Raw genomic sequence first — 23,777 nt, forward strand, 5'->3', positions numbered from 1 at the left:
GGGATGACCCAGAGGAACCTGCTCGAAGTCGATTGGAGCCGGATTCCTGCGCCTGCCGACGACGGTGGCGCCGCCCATCTGAAGGGCATGACGTTGCCGCCGATCGGCTTGGTCGCGACGGACGACAGGTCAGTCACGCTGTCGGCGCTGCGCGGCCGTACCGTCGTGTTCGCCTATCCCCGCACCGGCGAACCCGGCAAGATCGCACTGGTCGACGATTGGGACATGATCCCGGGCGCGCGCGGCTGCACCCCGCAGACTTGCGCGTTCCGCGATCTGTTTGCCGATTTGAAGGCGGCTGGCGCCTTGCACGTGTTCGGTCTCTCGACGCAGAGCAACGACTATCAGATCGAGATGGCCTCGCGGCTGCATCTGCCGTTCCCGGTGCTCTCGGACGAGAAGCTGGCGCTGACGCGCGCCCTGAATTTGCCGACGATGGAGGTCGCTGGCCTGACGCTGATCAAGCGGCTTGCGCTGATCATCGACGACGCCAGGATCACGCATGTGTTCTACCCGGTGTTTCCGCCCGACCGGAATGCCGGCGATGTGCTGGACTGGCTGAAGGCCAATCCCGCCAAGGGCTAGATCGCTAGCTAAGGTGGGATGAGCCGTGGTCGGTTGAATCGATGCGAGCCGAGGGTTCACCTCTCCCGTAGGGAGGGGTCGGATCGCATCGAAGATGCGGTACGGGTGAGGGATCAGGTCTCACTGGATGCCGCGGCCCCTCACCCGGATTGCACTGGACGATGCTCCGCATCGCCAGGCGCAATCCGACCTCTCCCCGTCGTCGGGAGAGGTGAACCCCGGACAACCGACCGGCCCAACTGCATAAGGCTCTAGTAGAGATCGGCCTTCACCTTCGCGAACACGGACCGGAACATGTCGGGCGTCAGCACGCCGGTGTTCGTGTTGTAGCGGGAGCAGTGGTAGCTGTCGTAAAGCTTGAACGCGCCGGCCTGGTGCACGGCGCCATGGCCGAAGGGGGCTTGCGAGCCCTTCAAATTCAGCGGCTTGAGCACGCTGTCGTGCGCAATCCGCCCGAGCGCGACGATCGCGCGCAGGTTCGGCATGGTCGCGAGATTCGCCGCAAGGAACTGGCGGCAGGTGGTGATCTCGATCGGAAGCGGCTTGTTCTGCGGCGGCAGGCAATGCACTGCGTTGGCGATCCGGCAATCGATCAGCTTCAGGCCGTCATCGGGGCGCGCCTGATAGGTGCCCTTGGCAAATCCATATTCGACCAGCGTCGCGTAGAGGAGATCTCCGGCATAGTCGCCGGTGAAAGGACGGCCGGTGCGGTTGGCTCCGTGCATCCCCGGCGCAAGGCCGACGATCAAGAGGCGCGCCTTGATGTCACCGAAGGGCGCAACCGGCGCATTGTGCCACAATGGCTCGCGCACGCGGTTGGCCTCGCGAAAGGCGACCAGGCGCGGACAGAGCGGGCAGTCACGGTCGGGAACGACGGTGGAAGGCTGGCGGCTTGACCGGGCCGCCTCACTCCTCGAAGTCGTCATCGCCCCTCGGCGCCATCGTGGTTGCGCGCTGGAGGAATTGCGGAGCGTGGTGGCGTCCCTCGCGCTCGCCGCGGTCACGCGGGGCGGGCCGTTCGGACGGGTCGCGGCCGAGCTTGGATTGCAGCTCGACGAGGTCTGTGAAGACGTCGGCCTGGCGGCGCAGCTCGTCGGCGATCATCGGCGGCTGGCTGGCGATGGTGGAGACCACGGTGACCCGCACGCCGCGGCGCTGGACGGCCTCGACCAGGGAACGGAAGTCGCCGTCACCCGAGAACAGCACCATCTGGTCGATATGCTCGGCGAGCTCCATGGCGTCGACGGCGAGCTCGATGTCCATGTTGCCCTTGACCTTGCGGCGGCCGGAGGCGTCGATGAATTCCTTGGTCGCCTTGGTGACGACGGTGTAGCCGTTGTAGTCCAGCCAGTCGATCAGCGGGCGGATCGAGGAGTATTCCTGATCCTCGATGATGGCGGTGTAGTAGAACGCCCGAAGCAGCGTCCCGCGGCTCTGAAACTCCTTCAGCAGGCGCTTGTAATCGATGTCGAAGCCCAGAGTTTTCGCCGTCGCGTAGAGATTGGCCCCGTCGATGAAGAGCGCGATCTTGTTGGTAGGAGAAAGTGACATTCAGTTTGCTCGCGTAGTGCTCGTGATTGATCGTTTATTGTTGGCGCGGCGGCAGCGAGCCGCGCAGGTCTAAGGCGCCGTCGAAACCCGTCGAAACCGCAAATCCGGAGAAGTCGGGGCAATCAAGGTATAGTTATGGCGGTCCACACGCCCGGCGCTAACTTCGATGGCAGCCCGGCAAATCACCCATCCCAGCCCTAATGTGGGGGTACCAGAGCCGTTTGGCGAGGCCAAATCACAAATTGGCCTTGCGAAATCGGCCCGGTCCCTATAACTAGCCCGATCATCCACATATTTCGTCCCACCCACAACGGAGCGACAGGCCATGGCTCGCGTCACCGTAGAAGATTGTATCGACAAGGTCGACAACCGCTTTGACCTGGTCCTGCTGGCCGCCCACCGTGCCCGCATGATTTCGTCCGGTTCACAACTAACGGTTGACCGCGATAACGACAAGAACCCCGTTGTGTCTTTGCGCGAAATTGCCGAGACCACCATTTCGCCGGAGGACCTCCGCGAGGAGCTGGTGCACTCGCTCCAGAAGTTCGTCGAGGTCGACGAGCCCGAGCCCGATACGGTACCGCTGATCGGTTCCGCGGGTGCGAGCGTCGATGCGGATGATACTCGAGGTCGCCGTCGAACGCATGACCGAAGAGGAGCTCCTGAAGGGTCTCGAAGGCCTCGCGCCGCCCGAGGAACAGCCGGAGGAGGACGAGTAGATCGTCCCGTCGTAATCATCGACCTCTTGTGATCTTATCAAGGCCCGAACCGTTGTTCGGGCCTTTGCTTTTGTTGGTGTTTTCGTGGTTACCATAGCGTTGTCGGTTCGCGCCGCGCCCTGTCACCGAATTGATCGGACGCGCCCGGGATCAGCGTTAAGATGTATACAACGGCCCGCCTCCGGGTCCGTTTGAAGGCAGGACGGCATGGTGTATCGGCGCTGGAAACCAATGCAGATGCAGGCCGCAACCGAATCGGTCGCCGTGGCCCCGACTGCGCCGGTGCCGCGCCCGGCGAAGCCACGCGCACGCATGATGCGTCAATATGACCTCGTCGAGCGCGTCAGGTCCTACAACCCCAACACCAACGAAGACCTGCTCAACCGCGCCTATGTCTATGCGATGAAGGCGCATGGCTCGCAAACCCGCGCCTCGGGCGACCCCTATTTCTCGCACCCGCTCGAAGTCGGCAGCGATTCTCACCGACCTCAAGCTCGACGACGCCACCATCGTAGCCGCGCTGCTGCACGACACCATCGAGGACACCGAAGCGACGCGGGCCGAGATCGACCAGATCTTCGGGCCCGAGATCGGCGCGCTGGTCGAGGGCCTGACCAAGCTGAAGCGGCTGGAGCTGGTGTCGCGGGAGGCCAAGCAGGCCGAGAACCTGCGCAAATTGCTGCTGGCCATTGCCGACGATGTCCGCGTGCTTCTGGTCAAGCTCGCCGACCGCCTGCACAACATGCGCACGCTGGACTTCGTGCCGACGGAATCGCGCAGGCGCATTGCCGAGGAGACGCTCGACATCTATGCCCCGCTGGCCGGCCGCATGGGCATGCAGGAAATGCGCGAGGAACTGGAGGATTTGTCCTTCCGCACCCTCGATCCCGAGGCCTATTCGGTGGTGATGCAGCGGCTCGACGCGCTCGCCGAGCGTAACCGCAATCTGATCGGCGAGATCGAGGACCAGCTCTCCAACAATCTGCGCCACCGCGGGCTGGGTGCGCGGGTCGATGGCCGGCGCAAGAAACCGTTCTCGATCTGGACCAAGATGGAGCGCAAGTCGGTCGGCTTCGAGCAATTGTCAGACATCTTCGGCTTTCGCCTCGTCGTGAGTGACATCGAAGCCTGCTATCGCGCACTCGGCATCGTCCACACCACCTGGCCGGTCGTGCCCGGGCGTTTCAAGGACTACATCTCGACGCCGAAGCAGAACGACTACCGCTCGATCCACACCACCGTGATCGGCCCCGGGAACCAGCGCGTCGAGCTCCAGATCCGTACCGAGGCGATGGACCAGATCGCCGAGCGCGGCATCGCCGCGCACGTCTTCTACAAGGAAGGCGTCGGCTCGCCGACTGAGTTCCTCAAGCGCGAGTCCAACGCGTTCGCCTGGCTGCGCCACACCATCGGCATCCTCTCCGAGAGTGCCAATCCCGAGGAATTCCTTGAGCACACCAAGCTCGAGCTGTTCCACGACCAGGTGTTCTGCTTCACCCCGAAGGGCAAGCTGATCGCGCTGCCGCGCCATGCCAACGTGATCGACTTCGCTTATGCGGTGCATACCGACGTCGGCAATAGCGCGGTCGGCTGCAAGATCAACGGCAAGTTTGCGCCGCTGTCTTCGGAGCTCCAGAACGGCGACGAGGTCGAGGTGCTGACCTCGGAAGCGCAGTCGGCGCCGCCATCGGCCTGGGAGACGCTCGCGGTCACCGGCAAGGCGCGCGCCGCGATCCGTCGCGCCACGCGTACCGCCGTGCGCGATCAATATGTCGGCCTCGGCCGGCGCATCGTCGAGCGCCTGTTCGAGCGGGCCAAGATCGAATACGCCGACGACAAGCTCAAGGGCGCGCTGCCGCGGCTGGCGCGGACCTCGATCGAGGACGTCATGGCGGCGGTCGGCCGCGGCGAGATCAAGGCCTCCCACGTCGCGCGCGCGATGTATCCCGACTACAAGGAGGAGCGCATCGCGCGCTATGGCGCCAAGAAGGGGCTGGCCGCCAAGCTCAAGGAGAAGTCGTCGGAGGCGCCGCGCAGCCCGGTCGCGATCCCGATCCGCGGCATCAATTCCGACCTCCCGGTGAAGTTCGCGCCGAATGGCGGCGCCGTGCCCGGCGACCGCATCGTCGGTATCGTCACGCCGGGCGAGGGCATCACGATCTACCCGATCCAGGCGCCGGCCCTGAAGGATTTCGAGGAGGAGCCGGAGCGCTGGCTCGACGTGCGCTGGGACATCGAGGATTCCGCGCCGCAGCGCTTCCCGGCCCGCATCAAGGTCGAGAACGTCAACGAGCCCGGCGCGCTGGCACAGATCGCGACGGTGATCGCCGAGCACGACGGCAACATCGACAACATCAGCATGCAGCGCCGCTCACCTGATTTCACGGAGACGACGATCGATCTCGAAGTCTACGATCTGAAGCATCTGAGCGCGATCCTCGCCCAGTTGCGCGCAAAGGCGGTCGTCGCCCGCGTCGAACGTGTTAATGGATAGACGCTTTGCGTCTGCGTCCATCGCCCTGATTTCGTGAGTCCTGCAAATGCCCGCACTTCCGCTCCGCCTCGGCGTCAATGTCGACCATGTCGCAACCCTGCGCAACGCGCGCGGTGGGCGTAATCCCGATCCGGTGCGCGCCGCACTGCTGGCGATCGAGGCCGGCGCCGACGGCATCACGGCGCATTTGCGCGAGGATCGCCGGCACATCCGCGACGAGGACATGGCGCGGCTGAAGGCCGAGATCTCCAAGCCGCTCAATTTCGAGATGGCGGCGACCGACGACATGATGCGCATCTCGCTCGCCACCAAGCCGCATGCGGTGTGCCTCGTGCCGGAGCGCCGGCAGGAGGTGACAACCGAGGGCGGGTTGGATGTCGTCGGCCAGCACAATGCGCTCGCGCCCTATATCGCGCGGCTCAACGATGCCGGCATCCGGGTATCGCTGTTCATCGCCGCCGACCCCGCGCAGATCGAGATGGCGGCACGGCTGCGCGCGCCCGTCATCGAGATCCACACCGGCGCCTGGTGCGACGCGGTGGTCGATGGCCATACTGAGAAGGCCGAGGCCGAATGGCAGCGGATCGTGGCGGGGGCGAAGCTGGCCAAGGCTGCCGGGCTGGAGGTCCATGCCGGACACGGGCTCGACTATGCGACGGCGGAGACGATCGCGGCCCTGCCGGAGATCATGGAGCTCAACATCGGCTACTACATGATCGGAGAGGCGCTGTTCGTGGGGCTGGCCGCGACCGTGCGCAGCATGCGCGCGGCGATGGACCGCGGCCGGAGCCGGGCATGATCATCGGCATCGGCTCGGATCTGATCGACATCACCCGCGTCGCCAAGGTGATCGAGCGCCACGGCGAGCGCTTCCTCGACCGCATCTTCACCGTGGCCGAGCGGGCCAAGGCGGAGCGGCGCGCCAAGAACGAGAAGATGGTGGTGGCGACCTACGCCAAGCGCTTTGCCGCCAAGGAGGCCTGCTCCAAGGCGCTCGGCACCGGCATCAGGCGCGGCGTCTGGTGGCGCGACATGGGGGTGGTCAACCTGCCGGGGGACGGCCGACCATGCAACTGACCGGCGGCGCCTTGGCCCGGCTTCAGGCCCTGACGCCGGAGGGTTTCGAGGCGCGGATCGATGTGTCGATCACCGACGACTGGCCGCTCGCGCAGGCCTTCGTCATCATTTCCGCCGTCCCGCTGGCCAAGTCCTGACAGGATCCAGAGAATCTCATAATTCGTTTGAAATACCAAGGTCTTATGCAGTTTTGATGCGATCCTTGATTGCGTGGTCTTCGACAACAGTCTAAAAGTCTGCCGACGCAAATCAGGCTGGGTGAATTCGGCTTTACGCCGGAATTGGCCCTCACTATCAGAATCAGGACAATCTCCTTGGGCCGCGAACCGATGGGCTGTTCGCGGGAGGAGGGCGCTCTGTGATCGCCGGCCGGAATTGAGAGAGCAATGAGCGTGACTTCGGGAACGAAAACTGAGAGCGGCGTCGGCGAAACGATCCGGGTCGTGATCCACGCTCTGCTGATCGCGCTGGTGATCCGCACGTTCCTGTTCCAGCCGTTCAACATCCCGTCCGGCTCGATGAAGGCGACGCTGCTGGTCGGCGACTATCTGTTCGTCTCGAAATATTCCTACGGCTATAGCCACTATTCGATCCCGTTCTCCCCGCCGCTGTTCTCCGGGCGGATCTGGAGTTCGGATCCGAACCGCGGCGACATCGTCGTGTTTCGCCTGCCCAAGGACGATTCCACCGACTACATAAAGCGCGTGATCGGCCTTCCCGGCGACCGCATCCAGATGCGGGATGGTCTGCTCTACATCAACGACACCCCGGTCGAGCGGCAGCGCATGAGCGAGTTCGTTGGCGAGGATCCCTGCGGCTCCGAAGGCGGCGGCATCTCCCGGGTGAAGCGCTGGAAGGAGACGCTGCCGAACGGCGTGTCCTACGAGACGCTGGACTGCGCCGACAACGGCTACATGGACAACACCAACGTCTACACGGTGCCGCAGGGCCACTTCTTCATGATGGGCGACAACCGCGACAACTCGACCGACAGCCGCTTCCTCGGCCAAGTCGGTTATGTGCCGCAGGAGAATTTGATCGGCCGCGCCCAGATGATCTTCTTCTCCATCGCCGAAGGCGAGCATGCCTGGATGTTCTGGCGCTGGCCGTGGGCGGTGCGCTGGAATCGTTTCTTCAAAATCGTTCGATGAAAGACGAAGCCAAGGACATCGCGACCCCACCGACGGAGGCGCAAGGCGCCCCTGATGGCGAAGCTGCGACCAGAACGCCCGCGAAGAAGAAGCGGACGCGAAGCAGCAAGGCCAAGGGCACTGATGCGAACGCGGCGCTCGAGGCGCGCATCGGCCACAGCTTCACTGACCCGAACCTCCTGATGCAGGCGATCACGCATGTCTCGGCGCTGAAGTCCGGCGCAAGCGCGGCGACAGTTATCAGCGACTGGAATTCCTCGGCGACCACGTGCTCGGGCTGGTCGTCTCCGACATGCTCTATCACACCTTCCCGAACGCCGACGAAGGCGAGCTGTCCAAGCGGCTTGCCGAGCTCGTGCGCAAGGAGAGCTGCGCCGACGTCGCAAAATCGCTCGGCCTCGTCGACGACATCAAGCTCGGCTCGGTCGGCCCCAGCGCCGACGCCCGTCTACGCAAGAGCGTGCTCGGGGACATCTGCGAGGCCGTGATCGGCGCGATCTTCCTCGACGGCGGCCATGCGGCGGCAGCCGAGTTCGTCAGGCGCAACTGGACCGAGCGCATGCACAAGCCGCGCCGTCCCTTGCGCGACCCCAAGACCGTGCTCCAGGAATGGGCGCAGGGGAAGGGGCTGCCGACCCCGGTCTACCGCGAGGTCGAGCGCACCGGCCCGCACCACGATCCGCAATTCCGCGTCGCGGTGGACCTGCCGGGATTGGCCCCGGCCGAAGGCATCGGCGGCAGCAAGCGCGCGGCAGAGAAGGTGGCAGCTTCAGTGATGATCGAACGCGAAGGCGTTGGCGGCGGCAATGACGGCTGAAGCAAACGGCGAGACGCCCACCGCGACGCGCTGCGGCTTCGTTGCGCTGATCGGTGCGCCGAATGTCGGCAAGTCCACGCTGGTCAATGCGCTGGTCGGGGCCAAGGTCACCATCGTCTCGCGCAAGGTGCAGACCACGCGCGCGCTGATCCGCGGCATCGTGATCGAGAACAACGCGCAAATCATCCTGGTCGACACGCCCGGCATCTTCCTGCCCAAGCGCCGGCTCGACCGCGCCATGGTCTCGACCGCCTGGAGCGGGGCGCACGACGCCGACCTCGTCTGTGTGCTGCTCGATGCCAAGGCCGGGATCGACGAGGAGGCCGAGGCGATCCTCGCCAAGGCGGCCAGCGTCAACCACGAGAAGATTTTGGTGATCAACAAGGTCGACCTGGTCCAGCGCGAGAAGCTGCTAGCGCTGGCGCAGGCCGCCAACGAGCGTACGAAGTTCGCGAAGACCTTCATGATTGCAGCGATCTCGGGCGACGGCGTCGACGACATCCGCACGACGCTGGCCGAAATGGTGCCGCCAGGCCCATTCCTCTATCCCGAGGACCAGATGTCGGACGCGCCGATGCGGCAGCTTGCGGCCGAAATCACGCGCGAGAAAATCTATCAGAAGCTGCACCAGGAATTGCCCTACCAGTCCACGGTCGAGACCGACAAGTGGGAGGAGCGCAAGGACAAGTCGGTGCGCATCGAGCAGACGATCTTCGTCGAGCGCGAAAGCCAGCGCAAGATCGTGCTCGGCAAGGGCGGCGCCACCATCAAGTCGATCGGCGCGGACTCGCGCAAGGAGCTGATGCAGATCCTGGACGTGCCGGTGCATCTGTTCCTGTTCGTCAAGGTGCGCGAGAACTGGGGCGACGATCCCGATCGCTATCGCGAGATGGGGCTGGACTTCCCCAAGGAATAGCCAAGAAAAGATCGGTATCCGATGAGCGTGCCCAGCAACGTCCGGCGCTTCGAAGCGCTGCTCTATGCATCGTTGATGCTGGATGCCCTGTCGGTCGCGGTGCAGGACCGCACGCCCAATGCCGAGATGACCGAGCAGATGATCACGACGGCGACGCTGCTCGCCGGCGGCATGATCCTGCTGCTGGTCTATTTCGTTTGGCTCGCTGCGCATTGGCGCAAGAACTGGCCGCGCTGGGTGCTCGCGGCAGCCCTGGTGCTGTCGGTGATCTCGCTCGGCCAGATCATCGGCGAGAAGGGCATGCAGCTCGACAGCGCCATCGAGGTCGTCTCCTGCGCGCTGACCACGATGGGACTGTATTTCTCCTTCACCGGGGATGCGCAGGGCTGGTTCAACGCGTGAAGTTTCACGCGGTGCCGATAGAGTGGGCAAAGGCGCGCCCTTGCGCGCCGTGCCCACCAAGTTTGGCCATCGATCAAAATCGGTGGGCACGCTTCGCTTTGCCCACCCTACGGTCCCTCGAATGGGCTACACTTCCTCCCATGGAATGGATCGACGAAGGCATTGTGCTGGGCGTGCGGCGGCATGGCGAGTTGAGCGCCATCGTCGAGCTGCTGACGCGCGCGCATGGCCGCCATCTCGGTCTCGTCCGCGGCGGCGCCGGCTCGCGGATGCGGCCGCTTTTGCAGCCGGGGAACAGCGTCAGTGCGGTGTGGCGGGCGCGGCTCGACGAGCATCTCGGCACCTATGCGATCGAGGGATTGAAGCTGCGCGCAGCGACGCTGCTGGCATCGTCGCACGGGGTCTACGGCGTCACCCATCTGGCCTCGATTGCGCGGCTGCTGCCCGAGCGCGATCCGCATGAGGCGATCTTTGCGCTGCTCGAACATTCGCTCGACGATTTCGACGATATCGGCGGCGCCGCCGTGCACGTCATTCATTTCGAACTGGCGATGCTCGCCGAGCTCGGCTTTGGGCTCGGCGCTGGAAAATTGTGCGGTGACAGGAGAGACGACGGACCTGATCTATGTCTCGCCCAAATCCGGCGGCGCGGTGTCGCGCGGCGCGGGCGAGCCGTGGCGCGACCGGCTGCTGCGCCTGCCGCCATTCCTGCGCCAGGGCGAGGTGCAGACCGATCTCACGGAGCAGGATCTCCTGGACGGTTTTCGGCTCACCGGTCTGTTCCTGCCGCGCCACGTTCTGGAGCCGCGCGGCCAGGGCCATTCCGACGCGCGCGCCGGCTTCATCAACGCCTTGATGCGGCAGCAGGCGAGGGCGGCAATCCCGGCGCCATGATCGAAATCGCGATTCTGCCTTGCCAGCCAGCATAGATTTTCCGGGAACCAAATCGGGCCGGCCGGAATTGGCTCGCGGGTTCCACAATGGGGACAGCCTAAATGTTGATCAGGGGATTCGCCTTATCCGCGGCGCTGCTCGCGTTTGCGCCTGATGCAATGGCCGGCGAGCCGCAACCTGGCGTATTTCGCCGGGCATCCTGCACGGTCGTCCGGTACGATGTGGCCGAATATTCTGCTGCGGCCGCAGAGGCATGGGCACGCTCCCACGGAGCGACCGAGGCCGAAATCGACGCCGCCCGCCGCTGTGTGACCAATGCGCCGCCGGCCCAAGCCCCTGGCCAAGCCAAGACACAGCCTGTCACAGCCGGCTGGGCCGGCCAGTAGGCCGCCCACAGGGAACCAATCGATCCTTGCCCGATTCGCTTCCACGGTTTAACCGGGCGGCATGGGAAAACGAATCGTTCCGCCGGAAGAACCGGCCGAAATTCACGAGGTGCCGCTGCGTGACGCGCTGGAAGAGCGCTATCTCGCCTATGCGCTCTCCACCATCATGCACCGTGCGCTGCCGGACGCACGCGACGGCCTGAAGCCGGTGCACCGGCGCATCCTCTACGGCATGCGCCTGCTTCGGCTCGATCCCGGTACGGCCTTCAAGAAATCCGCAAAGATCGTCGGCGACGTGATGGGCTCGTTCCATCCGCATGGCGACCAAGCCATCTACGACGCCATGGTCCGCCTCGCGCAGGATTTCTCCTCGCGTTACCCGCTGGTCGACGGCCAGGGCAATTTCGGCAATATCGACGGCGATAATCCCGCCGCCTACCGCTACACCGAAGCGCGCATGACCGACGTCGCGCGGCTTCTGCTCGAGGGCATCGACGAGGACGGCGTCGAATTCCGCGCCAATTACGACGGCCAGTCCAAAGAGCCGATCGTGCTGCCGGGCGGCTTCCCGAATCTGCTCGCCAACGGCGCGCAAGGAATCGCGGTCGGCATGGCGACCTCGATCCCGCCGCACAACGCCGCCGAGCTTTGCGATGCCGCGCTGCACCTGATCGAGAAGCCCGACGCGAAATCCAAGGCGCTGCTGAAATGGGTCAAGGGCCCGGATTTCCCGACTGGCGGCATCTGCGTCGATTCCAAGCAGGCGATTGCGGAGGCTTACACCACGGGCCGCGGCTCGTTCCGTGTCCGCGCCAAGTGGGAGCAGGAGGAGGGTGCGCGCGGCACCTGGGTGGTTGTCGTCACCGAGATTCCGTATCTGGTGCAGAAGTCGCGGATGGTCGAGAAGATCGCCGAGCTGCTCGACCAGAAGAAGCTGCCGCTGGTCGGCGACATCAGGGACGAGTCCGCCGAAGACGTGCGCCTCGTCATCGAGCCGAAGTCGAAGAACGTCGATCCCGCCCTGATGATGGAATCGCTGTTCCGGCTGACCGAGCTCGAAAGCAAGATTCCGCTGAACCTCAACGTGCTGATCAAGGGCCGCATTCCCAAGGTCGTGGGGCTCGCGGAGTGCTTGCGCGAATGGCTCGATCATCTGCGCGACGTGCTGATCCGCCGTAGCAACTACCGCAAGGCGCAGATCGAGCACCGGCTGGAAGTCCTTGGCGGTCATCTCGTCGCCTATCTGAACCTCGACAAGGTGATCAAGATCATCCGCACCGAGGACGAGCCGAAGCCGGCCCTGATCAAGGCGTTCAAGCTCACCGAGATCCAGGCGGAGGCCATCCTCAATATGCGTTTGCGCAATCTGCGCAGGCTCGAGGAAATGGAGATCCGCAACGAGGACAGGGATCTCCGCAAGGAGCTAAAGGGCATCGAAGGCGTGCTCGCCTCCGAAGCCGAGCAGTGGAAGAAGGTCGGCGAGCAGGTCGGCAAGGTCCGTGACATGTTCGGACCGAAGACGCCGCTCGGCAAGCGCCGTACCACCTTCGCCGACGCGCCCGAGCACGATCTCGCCGCGATCGAGGAGGCCTTCGTCGAGCGCGAGCCGGTCACCGTCGTCGTCTCCGACAAGGGCTGGATCCGCACCATGAAGGGCCATGTCGAGGATCTCTCCGGGCTTGCCTTCAAGCAGGACGACAAGCTCGGCTTCGCCTTCTTCGCCGAGACGACGTCGAAGCTGCTGCTGTTCGCTACCAACGGCAAGTTCGACTCGCTCGATGTTGCCAAGCTGCCGGGCGGCCGCGGTCATGGCGAGCCGATCCGCCTGTTCATCGACCTCGAGCAGGAAGCAGCGCCCGTCGCGCTGTTCGTCCACAAGGGCGGACGCAAATTCCTGGTCGCGAGCCACGAGGGGCAGGGCTTCGTCGTCAACGAGGACGATTGCGTCGGCACCACCAAGAAGGGCAAGCAGGTCCTCAACGTCGATATGCCGAACGAGGCGCGTGCGATCACCGAGGTGCTTGGCGACACCGTCGCGGTCATCGGCGACAACCGCAAGATGCTGATCTTCCCGCTCGACCAGGTGCCGGAGATGGCCCGCGGCCGCGGCGTCCGCTTGCAGAAATACAAGGACGGCGGCCTCTCCGACGTTGCGGTCTTCGACGCCAAGGCGGGCCTGACCTGGAAGGACTTCGCGGGTCGCGAATTCTCGGCGACCATGAAGGAGCTCGCCGAGTGGCAAGGCACCCGCGCCGATGCTGGCCGCCTGCCGCCGAAGGGTTTTCCGAAGTCGAACAAGTTCGGGCGGGTGATCGGGTAGGGCGGTCCCGTGTCTCGGACGCGCTGCAAACGCTTTTCGCGTTGCTGCGCAGAGCCGGGACCCACGCTGCACGGATTGCTCGGAGATATGGGCGCCCCGGCTCTGCAGCGCACCGCACGATGCTTCGCATCGCCGGGGGCGCTGCACTGCGTCCGGGGCAAGAGAGAGTATTGTGCGCACCTTTCTCCACACCGTCATTGCGAGCGTAGCGAAGCAATCCAGGATCTTTCCGCGGAAGGACTTTGGATTGCTTCGTCGCAAGGGCTCCTCGCAATGACGGAGCAAGCGGCGAGGCCATTGCTCTCCAATTCACATTTCAAATAGCGCGCGAGCGTTCGCATTCCCGCGGCGCATGTCGCCCGAGTTTTGCTCCAGGTGCACCCTCGAAAAAGACGAGGGCGCAGGGAAGGCCGGGCGCCGGCTGGCACCCGCAGGTCCGTGCGCTGTAGAAATGCACACGGGGTGGACCACAGGTGATGCCGGTCGCCCGGCCTTCCCTGCGCGAATGGTTTTAACGGTGTCCTTCGTGCTCTCCCCGGGGAGCGATGCACCATCGCCCCCGTCGCCCTGCGGATGGCTGATGTGCGGACCCGGTTGGGCCGCGGGCATCACCGCAGGACTTGACGCACAGACCCCGGGCGTCAGGACCACACGACTTCTCCGTCCGCGCACGTCTTCGCTGGGAATCCGAGGGGTGGCGTGTGCTCGCCCCCGAAGCCATGCGAAGACGCTGTCAGCGTCGTGTCGTCGGCGCGAAGCGATTGCTCACAGCCGAAGCCGCCCTGCAGTGCCTGTTACGCCCGACGCCGTCGCGTCCATCGCTGCCCGGCCTGCGGTTCGTGACGATCGCGATCCGCCCCTTGTCTCAGGTCAGGGTGTTTCGCTTGTACGTCAAATCCGAATTTCGGTAAAGTGGAATATTTTGCAAGGTGAGGCTTGACAGGCGGATGGTGGGTGTGTCGCGGCTGGTTTGCCGGACGGGCAACGGCCGACGGGGGCGTGGTGACGAGCTTTGCCTTGAGGACGGGCACTCCACGCCGCACTTACTTCGTCAATATTTCTTACAGTAGTTCCCCGGAGTTGCTGTTTCGTCAAACACGGTCTGGGATGCGGCATTGCATGCTCTGTGGAGCAACAGCCGCGCTGCATTCGAATCGTACATTGAGTTGGAGACGATCATGCGCAACATCGTATTGGTGATGGCATTCGTGATCTCGCTGTCGACTCCGGCTTTGGCTCAGAAGCCCGAGATTGAAGCGATCAACAGCAAATTTGTCGAATTTTTCAACAAGGGCGATTTCCCCGGCATTGCGTCGCTTTATAGCGCTGATGCGATCGCTTTGCCGCCCGGTTCTTCGATGGTGCGGGGCCGAGTAGCCATCGAAGTCATGTGGAAAAGCATGGCGGAACAAGTCGGCGACCCGAAGCTCACAACTGTTGATGTGAAGGCGCTCGGTCCTTTGGCGGCACGCGAGATCGGCACGTTTGCTCTAAAGACCAAAGGGGCGACACCGCAGGAAGTGACTGGGAAGTACGTCGTTGTTTGGGAAAAGGTCGGAAATGACTGGAAGCTCGCCACCGACATATGGAACGAGGGCAAGTAGGCCGGCGGCGTACATGTCTGTTGTTGACCCATCAGCGAAGTGGCGACGGTTCTCATTGAGGTCCGTTTGGTGGGGCATAGCAGACGAGATTTGCTCACGCTGACATCACGGACCTATGGGCGTCACCTGTGACATCTGGCTCCGAAGGCAGGCTGAGGAGAGCTTTGAACCTCCCGTTCGCCACATCGACCTATATCTTGAAGAACCATGCGCATATGAAACTCGTCGTCGTTTCGCCGGGAGGAGACGATGACGATTTAGCGCGACTTCCGCGGTCGGCCGAACTCTAGGGGGAGAACGGATGAGCAAAATCCTGATTTGCGGCGGAGGCGTGATTGGATTGTGCACAGCGATGATGCTTGGTCGCGATGGCCACCGAGTCACAGTTCTAGAGGCTGACCCGGCCGATCAACCCGCAGCGCCCGCCGAGGGATGGAATTCGTGGGAACGTCCGGGAGTTGCCCAATTCAGGCAACCTCATAACCTCAGTTCGCGATTTCGGATGATCAGCGATCAGGAATTGCCGGGGTTGACCGATGGTCTGCTTCGAGCCGGTTGCGTTTGGGTGGACTATCTGGACAGTCGATCTCTTCCCCCAACCATAACGAATCGGACGCCGCGTCCGGGTGACGAGGCCATACGCTTCGTCACCGGTCGGAGGCCCATTATTGAATGCGCCGTGGCTGCAATGACGCAAGTGGCACCTAACGTGACCATTCGTCGGGGCACCAAGGTTCGCGAACTGATCACGGGCGCTTCGGCGGTCCGAGGTGTGCCGCACGTTGCAGGGGTACGCACGACATCTGGCGAAGAGATTCGCGCTGATCTGGTAATCGACGCCATGGGACGACGAAGCGCGGCCTGCGATTGGATCACCAGCGCGGGTGCCCGTAGCCCGATCGAGGAATCCGAAGATAGCAACTTCGCTTATTTTACGCGGTATTTCTCAGGGCAACAGCGGCCTCGCAGGACGGGACGTGCACTCACGCCGATGGGCTTGTTTTCGATCCTTACCCTGGACGGGGACAATGACACCTGGTCGATCACCTTGTATACCTCGTCGAAGAACAAGGCGATGCGAGCCTTGCGCGATACGGCGACATTCCATCGCGTCGTCTCCGCATGTCCGCGGCAAGCCCATTGGCTCGACGGCGAGCCAGTAACGCCCGTCCTTCTGATGGCGGGAGTTGTCGACCGATACCGACGGTTTGTCGTCGATGGTCGGCCGGTCGTCACGGGATTCGCCGCTGTAGGCGATGCATGGGCGTGCACCAATCCGTCCGCCGGACGCGGCTTGAGCGTCGGCCTTCTGCACGCGCAGGTGCTCCGTAATGTTGCCCGCCGACACATCGACAATCCCGGAGCTTTCTCCCGGGAATACGACGCTGACACCGAAAGCCAAGTCGGTCCGTTTTATCGAAATCAGATCGCCGCGGATCGCGTTCGGATCGCCGAAATGACGGCTCTGGAAGAGGGCATGCCGATGCCCGCGCCCAACCCAGTCATGGCCAAGCTTCTGGTTGCATCATCCCAAGACGCGGACGTGCTCCGTGGCATGATCGAAATCGCAATGTGCCTTGCGCTGCCTCAGGACGTCATCGCTAGACCGCATGTAGCCGCAAAACTGGCCGAGTTGGACGGCTGTCAATTGCCGCAAGACCCCAACATCGTCGATCGACAACGGATGGCAGCGCTACTGGATGGCTGATCCTAGCGAAGCCAGCCACACTTCCGCGCGTGGTCATGGGGAGCATCGCTCGGCGCGAAACATTCGTTTCTCTTGCTAACCATGCCCTAGATCACCCCCGCCAGCCGCAGCGCCACGCCGGCGGCGCTGCTGCCCGCAAGCACCGTGAGCATGCCGAGCTTGAAGCGGAAGATCGCGGTGGCGGCCGCGATCGACAGCACCAGCGCCGGAATATCGACGCTCGTCAGCACCGGCCTGTCGAAGTCGAATGGAGACGCGTGCACCGGCACGGTCTCGCGGAACAGCGTGTGTAGCGCGAACCAGATCGAGAGGTTCAGGATCACGCCGACCACCGCGGCGGTGATCGCGCTGAGTGCGCCGGCCAATCCCGTATTGCCGCGCAGGCGCTCGATATAGGGCGCGCCGACGAAGATCCAGAGGAAGCAGGGCGTGAAGGTGACCCAGGTCGCGAGCAGTCCGCCGAACGTTGCCGCCAGCATCGGCGACAGGCCGCTTGGGTCGCGATAGGCCGCCATGAAGCCGACGAACTGGAGCACCATGATCAGCGGGCCCGGGGTGGTCTCGGCCATGCCGAGGCCGTCCAGCATCTCGTGCGGCTTCAGCCAGTGATATTGCTCGACCGCCTGCTGCGCGACATAGGCCAGCACGGCATATGCGCCGCCGAAGGTGACCAGCGACATTTTTGAGAAGAAGAGCGCGATCTGGCTGAAGACGTTGTCCTGACCGAAGGCCGCGAGCAGCGCCACGACTGGCACGAGCCAGAGCGCAAGCCACAACGCACCGACACGGATCGCGCGCCCGGTGTTCGGGACGAACGTGCTCGGGCACGGCTTCGCCGAGCATGCTGTCGATCGCAGCGTTGTTGCCGCCATGGCCGTGACCGGCCGGCGCGAATTCCGGACGGCCACTTCTGGCGCCGGCATAGCCGATGATGCCGGCAGCGATGATGATGATCGGGAAAGGCACCGCGAGGAAGAAGATCGCGATGAAGGCCGCGGCCGCGAGCGCGATCATGATGCGGTTCTTCAGCGCGCGCTTGCCGACGCGCACCACAGCCTCGACGACGATGGCGAGCACGGCGGCTTTCAGCCCGAAGAACAGCGCCTCGACGAAGCTGACATTGCCGTAGGCGGCGTAGACGTAGCTGAGGCCCATGATGGCGATGATGCCGGGCAGGATGAACAGCCCACCCGCCATCAGCCCGCCGGCGGTGCGATGCATCAGCCAGCCCACATAGGTCGCCAGCTGCTGCGCCTCCGGTCCCGGCAGCAGCATGCAGTAGTTCAGCGCATGCAGGAAACGGCCTTCGGAGATCCACTTCTTCTCCTCGACCAGGATACGATGCATCACCGCGATCTGGCCCGCGGGCCCACCGAAGCTCAAGGACGCGACGCGGAGCCAGACGCGAAAGGCCTCATTGAAGCTGACGCCGTGACCGGCGCCAGCTCCTGCTTGAAGGTTACGGGTATCCATTATGCCTTCACCTTGTTGGTCGGCCAGTTGTGGGTCTCGGCCGTGGCATCGCGGCACCAGCGGTAGAAGGCGTCGTAGAGCACCATGCCGGCCTCGAGCTGTTCGAGGTCGTCGTCATACATGCGCGACAGTCCGAGCGAGGCCGCGAGCAGGCCCGGCGCCTCCGGCGCAAGATCAGGCCGCGCGGTGTCGGCGCCGCGCACCAGCGTCGCGAGCCGGAGCAGGGCTGGCGAGGCGATCCCGAACTCCTCGATCATGACGTCGAAGGTGCAGAGCTCGCCGCGGTGGCTCCAGAACACGTTCTCGATGTCGAAGGGAGCTGCATTGAACCGCTCACCGACGCCGACCACCTCGGACGGTGTCACATACAGGAACACCGCGTTGGGGTCGACAAAGCGACGGATCAGCCAGGGGCAGGCAATGCGGTCGATCTTCGGCCGCGCCCGCGTGACCCAGACGGTGCGCCCCCTCGCATCGCGCGGCGGCAGCTTGCGCGTGTCGAGCAGCGGCAGCTTGGCTGCCTTCCAGCCCTCGAAGCCGCCGTCCAGCGTCTCGGCCTGGACGCCGAGCTGGCGCAGCCAGGCCGCCGTGCCCTGTGCGAGCTTTTCGCCGCGCAGGCACGCGACGATCGCCCGGCGGCCGGCGAAGTCGCGGCCCCAGTCCTGGACCTTGTCGTGGCTGAGCTTGATCGAGCCGGGGATCAGCCGCTGATCAGCGGCAAAATCCTCCTCGGTCCTGACGTCGATGAGTACAGGGGCATTGGCCGTGCCAATCAGGCGCGCCAATTTGTCGGATGATATGGTCGTGAAAGTAGACATGATGCGTCCTCGCAAAAACCGAACGGGACGCGATACTTGGGCATGTCGCCTCGTGGGAGATCGCTCAAATCCCCATGGCGCGGATTACAGCGAAACTAAGCAGGACTGTCAATCCACTGGACGATTGGGCCTTAGAAAATCGGACCCCAGCGGTCTATACTGCGCGCCGACAGACCTGAATTTTCTGGAGAATTCGATGCACTCGCACTCCATCGAGCAATGGACCCACGATCACGCCTTCCTCGGCGACAAGCACGAGGAGAACGAGCGGCGCACCTGGCTCGTGGTCGTCCTGACGCTGGTCATGATGGTCGGTGAGATCGTCGCCGGCTCGCTGTTCGGTTCCATGGCGCTGCTCGCCGACGGCTGGCACATGGGAACGCATGCGGCCGCGCTCGGCATTGCGGCGTTCGCGTACCGCTTCGCGCGCCGGCACCTGGGAAATGCGCATTTCACCTTCGGCACCGGTAAGTTCGGCGATCTCGCCGCCTTCTCCAGCGCGATCATCCTGGGTCTGATCGCGGTCGAGATCGCCTATGAGAGCGTGCTGCGGCTGATCGCGCCGGTGCCGATCGTCTTTGGCGAGGCGATCGCGGTCGCTGCGCTCGGCCTGTGCGTCAACCTCGCCAGCGCGTGGCTTTTGCGCGGCAGCCACGATCACCACCATCATGGCCATGATCACGGCCATGGCCACGTGCATGATGATCACGACGATCATGGCCACGACCACGATCATCATGGCCATCACCACCATCATCATCACGACAACAATCTTCGTGCTGCCTATGTGCATGTCATGGCGGACGCGGCGACCTCGGTGCTGGCGATCGCAGCACTCGTCGTCGCGATGTATTCAGGCTGGGTCTGGGCCGATCCGGCCGTCGGCCTGATCGGCAGCGTCGTGATCGCGAGCTGGGCGTTCGGCCTGATCAAGTCATCAGGCGCGGTGCTGCTCGACGTGCGCGCCGACGAGAAGCTGGAGCGGGTGATCCGGGCGCGCATGGAGATCGGCGACGACCGCGTCACCGATTTGCATCTCTGGCAGGTCGGCCCCGGCCATTGTGCCGTGCTGCTCTCGGTGGTGTCGGACCAGCCGAAGCAGCCGGCCGTCTACAAACGGCGACTGGCCGGGCTGAAGGGCCTCAGCCACGTCACGGTCGAGGTCGAGACCTGCCCGCATTGACGGGCTTTACGGGAATTCCGCGAACGGGCCGGGGTTGATCCTCGGTCGTGGCCTGCATGGCTGTACGGGAGGAACAACAATGCCCAGGATGAAGTTCGCGCTCGCCATTGCTGCACTCGCTCTGTCCAGCCCTTCAGCGCTGGCACAATCGGAAAAGACGGGCGTCGAAAGGCTCTACGTCCTCAATTGTGGCGAGGGCACCGCGGGCGACATCTCGCGCTGGACGCCCGGCCTGAACGAAGGCAAGGCGATGGACTTCGTCGACACCTGCTATCTCATCAAGCATGCTAAGGGCTGGTTCCTGTGGGACACCGGCATTGCCGATTCCGTCGCCGCGATGCCGAATGGGCTCGTGCCCGCCGATCCCAAAGCCGTCACCTGGCGCCGGCCGAAGACGCTTGCCGCCCAGCTCGAGCAGCTCGGCGTCAAGCCCGCCGACATCAAGGCGATGGCGGTTTCGCACACGCATCCCGATCACATCGGCAATGTCGAGCTGTTTCCGCAGGCGACGCTCTACGTGCAGAAGACCGAATATGATTGGCCCGCCGCCAACAACGAGCCGCGCTTCAAGCCGTCACATCCGGTCGAACTGCTGGCGGGCGACAAGGACGTGTTCGGCGACGGCAGCGTCACCATTCTATCCACGCCCGGCCACACGCCGGGACACCAGTCGCTGCTGGTGAAATTGCCGAAGACCGGCGCGGTGATCCTGTCGGGCGATGCCGTGCACTTCAAAGACAATTGGGACAACCGCCGCGTGCCCAGCATGAACGTGAGCAAGGACCAGACCGCGGCCTCGATGCAGAAGATCGCCGACACGCTCGCCAAGGAAAAAGCCCAGCTCTGGATCAACCACGACAAGGCCCTGCGCGACAGCCAGAAGATGGCGCCGGAGTTTTACGACTGAGATCCGGATCCGGTGTCTTCGGTCATCGCCGCTTGCGCGAGAAAGTGGCGCGGTCAATCCGAGCGTCGCTCCGGGCGGATCAGGAACAGGGCCGCCAACGCCGAGAGGCTGAGCGCGGAGGAGACGATCAGCACCTTGGCGCCCATGATGTCGATCAGCAGGCCGAAGGCGAGCGGCGCCACCGCCTGCGCCATCCGCGCCGGCGCGCCGATGATGCCGAGACGGTAGCCAAAGTCCTTCGGCCCGAAGATTGCGAGCGGCAGCGTGCCGCGCGCGATCGTCAGGATGCCGTTGCCGGAGCCGTGGAACAGCGCAAATGCGCTCGCCGCAGCGCCGCCGAAGATCGCCACGACCACCGCGCCGATCGGATGGGTGAGGCAGGCGAGCCGCGTCGACCACAGCGGATGGAATCGGCTGAGAACGCCCGCTTCGAGGATACGTGCGCCGACCTGGGCCGGGCCGATCAGCGCGCCGGCCGCGATGGCCTCGACCGGCGTTGCGCCCGTCGTCTCCAGGATGCGCGGGAAATGCGCGGCCATCGCGCCGGTGACGGTCCAGACCGCGGCGAAGATGAAGGCGAGCAGGATCATGGTGCGGTCGAGCGGCAGGTGCGGCTTCTCGGCGGTCGCTGCGGCCTGCCTGGCGCCCTTGATCGCCGGAAGCATGAAGAAGTTGAGAGGCAGGCCGATCAGGATGTTGGCGGCGGCCCAGGCAAAGCAGGTCTCGCGCCAGCCGATATGGGACAGCCCCCAGGCGGTGAGCGGCCAGCCGACCGTGGAGGCGAAGCCCGCCATCAGCGTGATGCCGGTGATGGGCCTGCGCGCCTCGGTGCCATAGATGCGGCCGAGCGCGGCGAAGGCGGCGTCATAGAGGCCCATCGCCATGCCGATGCCGAGCACGAGCCAGGCGATCCCCATCACCGCCACCGACTGCGAGAGCCCGAGCAGGACGAGGCTGGCGGCGATGGTCAGGTTCGAGGCCGACAGCACCTGCCGTCCGCCGACGAGATCGATCTGCCGCCCGATGCGCGGGCCGAGCATCGCCGCGATCACGAGCGAAGCCGAGAACGCGCCAAAGATCCAGTTGGAAGAGACGCCGAGGTCGTGCGCCATGGGATCGGCGAGCAGCGCCGGCAGATAATAGCTGGAAGCCCAGGCCAGGGTCTGCGTGGTGCCGAGCGCCAGGATGATCGGAAGCTGGCGCCGGGTCATTCGCGCGTGCTTCCGATTCTGGCCGACAAAGTCATCATCGCCGGCATTTGCAGCCCGCGCGGCGGACGCGTCAACCGCGGCGGCGGCATATTCGACCTGCAAGGGACGGGAGCCTGGCGTCACGTCGGCCCTCGCGCCTTTCGCTCGTCACGAATGCGCGTCATAATGGCATATGCAAGTAACTTCGCGCCTTTCACTGATGAACTGGGTCGCCGGCCAGGGGCTTACGGGCCTGCCTGAACCCGAACTGCTCCGCGGTTTCTGCGAGCGCTGCTGCGCCGAAGGGCTCGACCTGTCGCGCGGGCTCGTGGTCATCGACACGCTGCATCCGATCTACGAGGGCCGCGCGTTTCGCTGGAGCGATACGCCAACCAACGAGAGCGACGTCATCGAATACGGTTCGACCGCGGAGGGCGACGCCGCCAAGAACTGGCGTCGGTCGGTGTTCTATCATCTGCTCGAGCACGGGCACGACGAGATGGTGATCGATCTTGCCGATGCCCCGTCGCTCGATTTCTCGCAGATCGGCGACCTCGCCGAAAAGGGCCATCGGCATTTTCTTGCTTTCGTGCATCGATTCGGCGAGACCGGCGCGCTCGGACAGATGGACTGTCTCTACTCCTACTGGACGACGCGGCGCGAGCACGGCTTTACGGAATCCGAGCTGGTCGCGCTGCGCGATCTCGTCCCCGTTCTTGGTCTCGCGATCAAGTCGGCGCAGCAGGTCGACATCGTGCGCACGCTCGGCCGCGTCTATCTCGGCCGCGACGCTTCCGAGCAAGTGCTCCGCGGGCGCATCTCGCGCGGCGTTACCGAGCGCATCAACGCCGTGCTCTGGTATTCGGACCTGCGCGGCTCGACCGGGATCAGCGAGAGCATCGGTCCCGACGAGATCATTCCGTTCCTCAACGACTATGCGCAGGCCGTGATCGACGCCATCCACGATGCCGGCGGTGACGTCCTCAAGCTGATCGGCGACGGTGTGCTCGCGATGTTCTGGGGCGAGGATATGGCGGATGCGCGTCGGGCCGCGCTGCGCGCCGAGCATCTGTTTCGCAAGAACATCACTGCCTTGAACAAGCGCCGGGCGGCCGACGGCCGTCCCACCACGTCGGCCTATATCGGCCTGCATGTCGGGGAGGTCTTCTACGGCAATATCGGCAGCGAGGACCGGCTCGATTTCACCGTGGTCGGCCCGACCGTCAACGAGGTCAGCCGCATCGCCTCGATGAGCCGCTCGGTCGATCGCGAACTGCTGGCGTCATCGGAGTTTTACAAGGGTCTCGACGCCACTGGGCGCCGCTATCTCGTCTCCACCGGCCGCTACGCACTGCGCGGCATCGGACGCGCGCAGGATCTCTACACGCTCGATCCCGACGTCGATGCCAGCGAGCCCGTGACGGGAAGCTACGAGCGGTATCTGGCGGGTTGATCTTCGATGTCGTCCCGGCGAAGGCCGGGACCCATACCCCCAGGGAGAAGTTGCGGCACGAGCTAGTAACCACGAGTCTTCGCCAAACTACTCTCTGTGGTTATGGGTCCCGGCCTTCGCCGGGACGAC

The 23,777-nt window shown here is 64.3% G+C and carries 15 protein-coding genes and 6 pseudogenes; 16 read left to right on the forward strand and 5 right to left on the reverse strand.

All coding sequences use genetic code 11. The annotated features are described in order from the left end of the window. The first annotated feature begins 3 nt into the window (after positions 1 to 3). Positions 4 to 585, forward strand: a complete 582-nt coding sequence (locus tag ACSKB8_RS28505; RefSeq protein ID WP_438107790.1) for a peroxiredoxin — start codon at positions 4 to 6, stop codon at positions 583 to 585. A 251-nt stretch (positions 586 to 836) separates the two neighbouring features. Here the strand turns inward: ACSKB8_RS28505 and ACSKB8_RS28510 are convergent, their stop codons facing one another. Beyond that, positions 837 to 1,511, reverse strand: a complete 675-nt coding sequence (locus tag ACSKB8_RS28510; protein WP_438107791.1) for a uracil-DNA glycosylase — start codon at positions 1,509 to 1,511, stop codon at positions 837 to 839. Continuing rightward, complete coding sequence (locus tag ACSKB8_RS28515; protein WP_128933338.1) at positions 1,492 to 2,136, reverse strand: LabA-like NYN domain-containing protein; 645 nt, start codon at positions 2,134 to 2,136, stop codon at positions 1,492 to 1,494. Before ACSKB8_RS28515 ends, ACSKB8_RS28510 begins: the two co-directional genes overlap by 20 nt. A gap of 325 nt (positions 2,137 to 2,461) precedes the next feature. On the opposite strand from ACSKB8_RS28515, the pseudogene rpoZ reads away from it, so the two are divergent. From rpoZ to ACSKB8_RS28575, 12 genes and pseudogenes are all read left to right on the forward strand, one after another. Then, positions 2,462 to 2,855, forward strand: a pseudogene (gene rpoZ, locus ACSKB8_RS28520) (DNA-directed RNA polymerase subunit omega). Positions 2,856 to 3,062: 207 nt separating this feature from the next. Then, positions 3,063 to 5,349, forward strand: a pseudogene (locus ACSKB8_RS28525) (RelA/SpoT family protein). Between the two features lie 46 nt (positions 5,350 to 5,395). After that, a complete protein-coding gene (locus ACSKB8_RS28530; protein ID WP_438107792.1) occupies positions 5,396 to 6,148 on the forward strand; it encodes a pyridoxine 5'-phosphate synthase in 753 nt (250 codons plus the stop codon). Continuing rightward, positions 6,145 to 6,563: pseudogene (gene acpS, locus ACSKB8_RS28535) on the forward strand (holo-ACP synthase). Before ACSKB8_RS28530 ends, acpS begins: the two are co-directional and overlap by 4 nt. Before the next feature lie 249 nt (positions 6,564 to 6,812). After that, positions 6,813 to 7,577, forward strand: coding sequence for a signal peptidase I (gene lepB / locus ACSKB8_RS28540; protein ID WP_091893218.1), 765 nt, complete (start codon positions 6,813 to 6,815; stop codon positions 7,575 to 7,577). Continuing rightward, positions 7,574 to 8,394, forward strand: a pseudogene (gene rnc / locus ACSKB8_RS28545) (ribonuclease III). Before lepB ends, rnc begins: the two are co-directional and overlap by 4 nt. Continuing rightward, complete coding sequence (era, locus tag ACSKB8_RS28550; RefSeq protein WP_438107793.1) at positions 8,384 to 9,310, forward strand: GTPase Era; 927 nt, start codon at positions 8,384 to 8,386, stop codon at positions 9,308 to 9,310. The pseudogene rnc and the gene era overlap by 11 nt, the downstream one beginning before the upstream one ends. A gap of 21 nt (positions 9,311 to 9,331) precedes the next feature. Continuing rightward, positions 9,332 to 9,712: a hypothetical protein gene (locus ACSKB8_RS28555; protein ID WP_438107794.1), complete on the forward strand. Its 381-nt coding sequence runs from the start codon at positions 9,332 to 9,334 to the stop codon at positions 9,710 to 9,712. 140 nt (positions 9,713 to 9,852) lie between these two features. Further along, positions 9,853 to 10,606 (forward strand): annotated as a pseudogene (recO, locus tag ACSKB8_RS28560) (DNA repair protein RecO). 447 nt (positions 10,607 to 11,053) lie between these two features. Further along, on the forward strand, positions 11,054 to 13,312 hold the full coding sequence (gene parC / locus ACSKB8_RS28565) for a DNA topoisomerase IV subunit A (protein WP_438107795.1): 2,259 nt from the start codon (positions 11,054 to 11,056) through the stop codon (positions 13,310 to 13,312). Between the two features lie 1,178 nt (positions 13,313 to 14,490). Then, positions 14,491 to 14,916 carry a YybH family protein gene (locus ACSKB8_RS28570; protein ID WP_438107796.1) on the forward strand — a complete coding sequence of 142 codons (426 nt, stop codon included), beginning with the start codon at positions 14,491 to 14,493 and terminating at the stop codon, positions 14,914 to 14,916. 301 nt (positions 14,917 to 15,217) lie between these two features. Further along, the gene (locus ACSKB8_RS28575; protein WP_438107797.1) at positions 15,218 to 16,624 is read left to right on the forward strand and encodes an FAD-dependent oxidoreductase; all 1,407 of its coding nucleotides are present in this window, start codon (positions 15,218 to 15,220) and stop codon (positions 16,622 to 16,624) included. Between the two features lie 86 nt (positions 16,625 to 16,710). Here ACSKB8_RS28575 and chrA read toward each other — a convergent pair. Continuing rightward, a pseudogene (chrA, locus tag ACSKB8_RS28580) lies at positions 16,711 to 18,097 on the reverse strand (chromate efflux transporter). Next, positions 18,097 to 18,915 (reverse strand): chromate resistance protein ChrB domain-containing protein, encoded by an 819-nt coding sequence (locus ACSKB8_RS28585; protein WP_438107798.1) that lies wholly within the window; start codon positions 18,913 to 18,915, stop codon positions 18,097 to 18,099. The pseudogene chrA and the gene ACSKB8_RS28585 overlap by 1 nt, the downstream one beginning before the upstream one ends. A gap of 196 nt (positions 18,916 to 19,111) precedes the next feature. Between ACSKB8_RS28585 and dmeF the strand changes: the two genes are divergently transcribed. Next, complete coding sequence (gene dmeF, locus ACSKB8_RS28590; RefSeq protein ID WP_438107799.1) at positions 19,112 to 20,098, forward strand: CDF family Co(II)/Ni(II) efflux transporter DmeF; 987 nt, start codon at positions 19,112 to 19,114, stop codon at positions 20,096 to 20,098. Between the two features lie 79 nt (positions 20,099 to 20,177). After that, complete coding sequence (locus ACSKB8_RS28595) at positions 20,178 to 21,005, forward strand: N-acyl homoserine lactonase family protein (protein ID WP_438107800.1); 828 nt, start codon at positions 20,178 to 20,180, stop codon at positions 21,003 to 21,005. A gap of 53 nt (positions 21,006 to 21,058) precedes the next feature. Here ACSKB8_RS28595 and ACSKB8_RS28600 read toward each other — a convergent pair whose 3' ends face one another. After that, positions 21,059 to 22,216, reverse strand: a complete 1,158-nt coding sequence (locus ACSKB8_RS28600; protein ID WP_438110710.1) for an MFS transporter — start codon at positions 22,214 to 22,216, stop codon at positions 21,059 to 21,061. Positions 22,217 to 22,388: 172 nt separating this feature from the next. Between ACSKB8_RS28600 and ACSKB8_RS28605 the strand changes: the two genes are divergently transcribed. Next, positions 22,389 to 23,648 carry an adenylate/guanylate cyclase domain-containing protein gene (locus ACSKB8_RS28605; RefSeq protein WP_370985904.1) on the forward strand — a complete coding sequence of 420 codons (1,260 nt, stop codon included), beginning with the start codon at positions 22,389 to 22,391 and terminating at the stop codon, positions 23,646 to 23,648. Positions 23,649 to 23,777: the final 129 nt, after the last annotated feature.

Origin of the sequence: Bradyrhizobium sp. BR 1432 (assembly GCF_051547705.1) — a bacterium.
Taxonomy (GTDB): Bacteria; Pseudomonadota; Alphaproteobacteria; order Rhizobiales; family Xanthobacteraceae; genus Bradyrhizobium; species Bradyrhizobium zhanjiangense.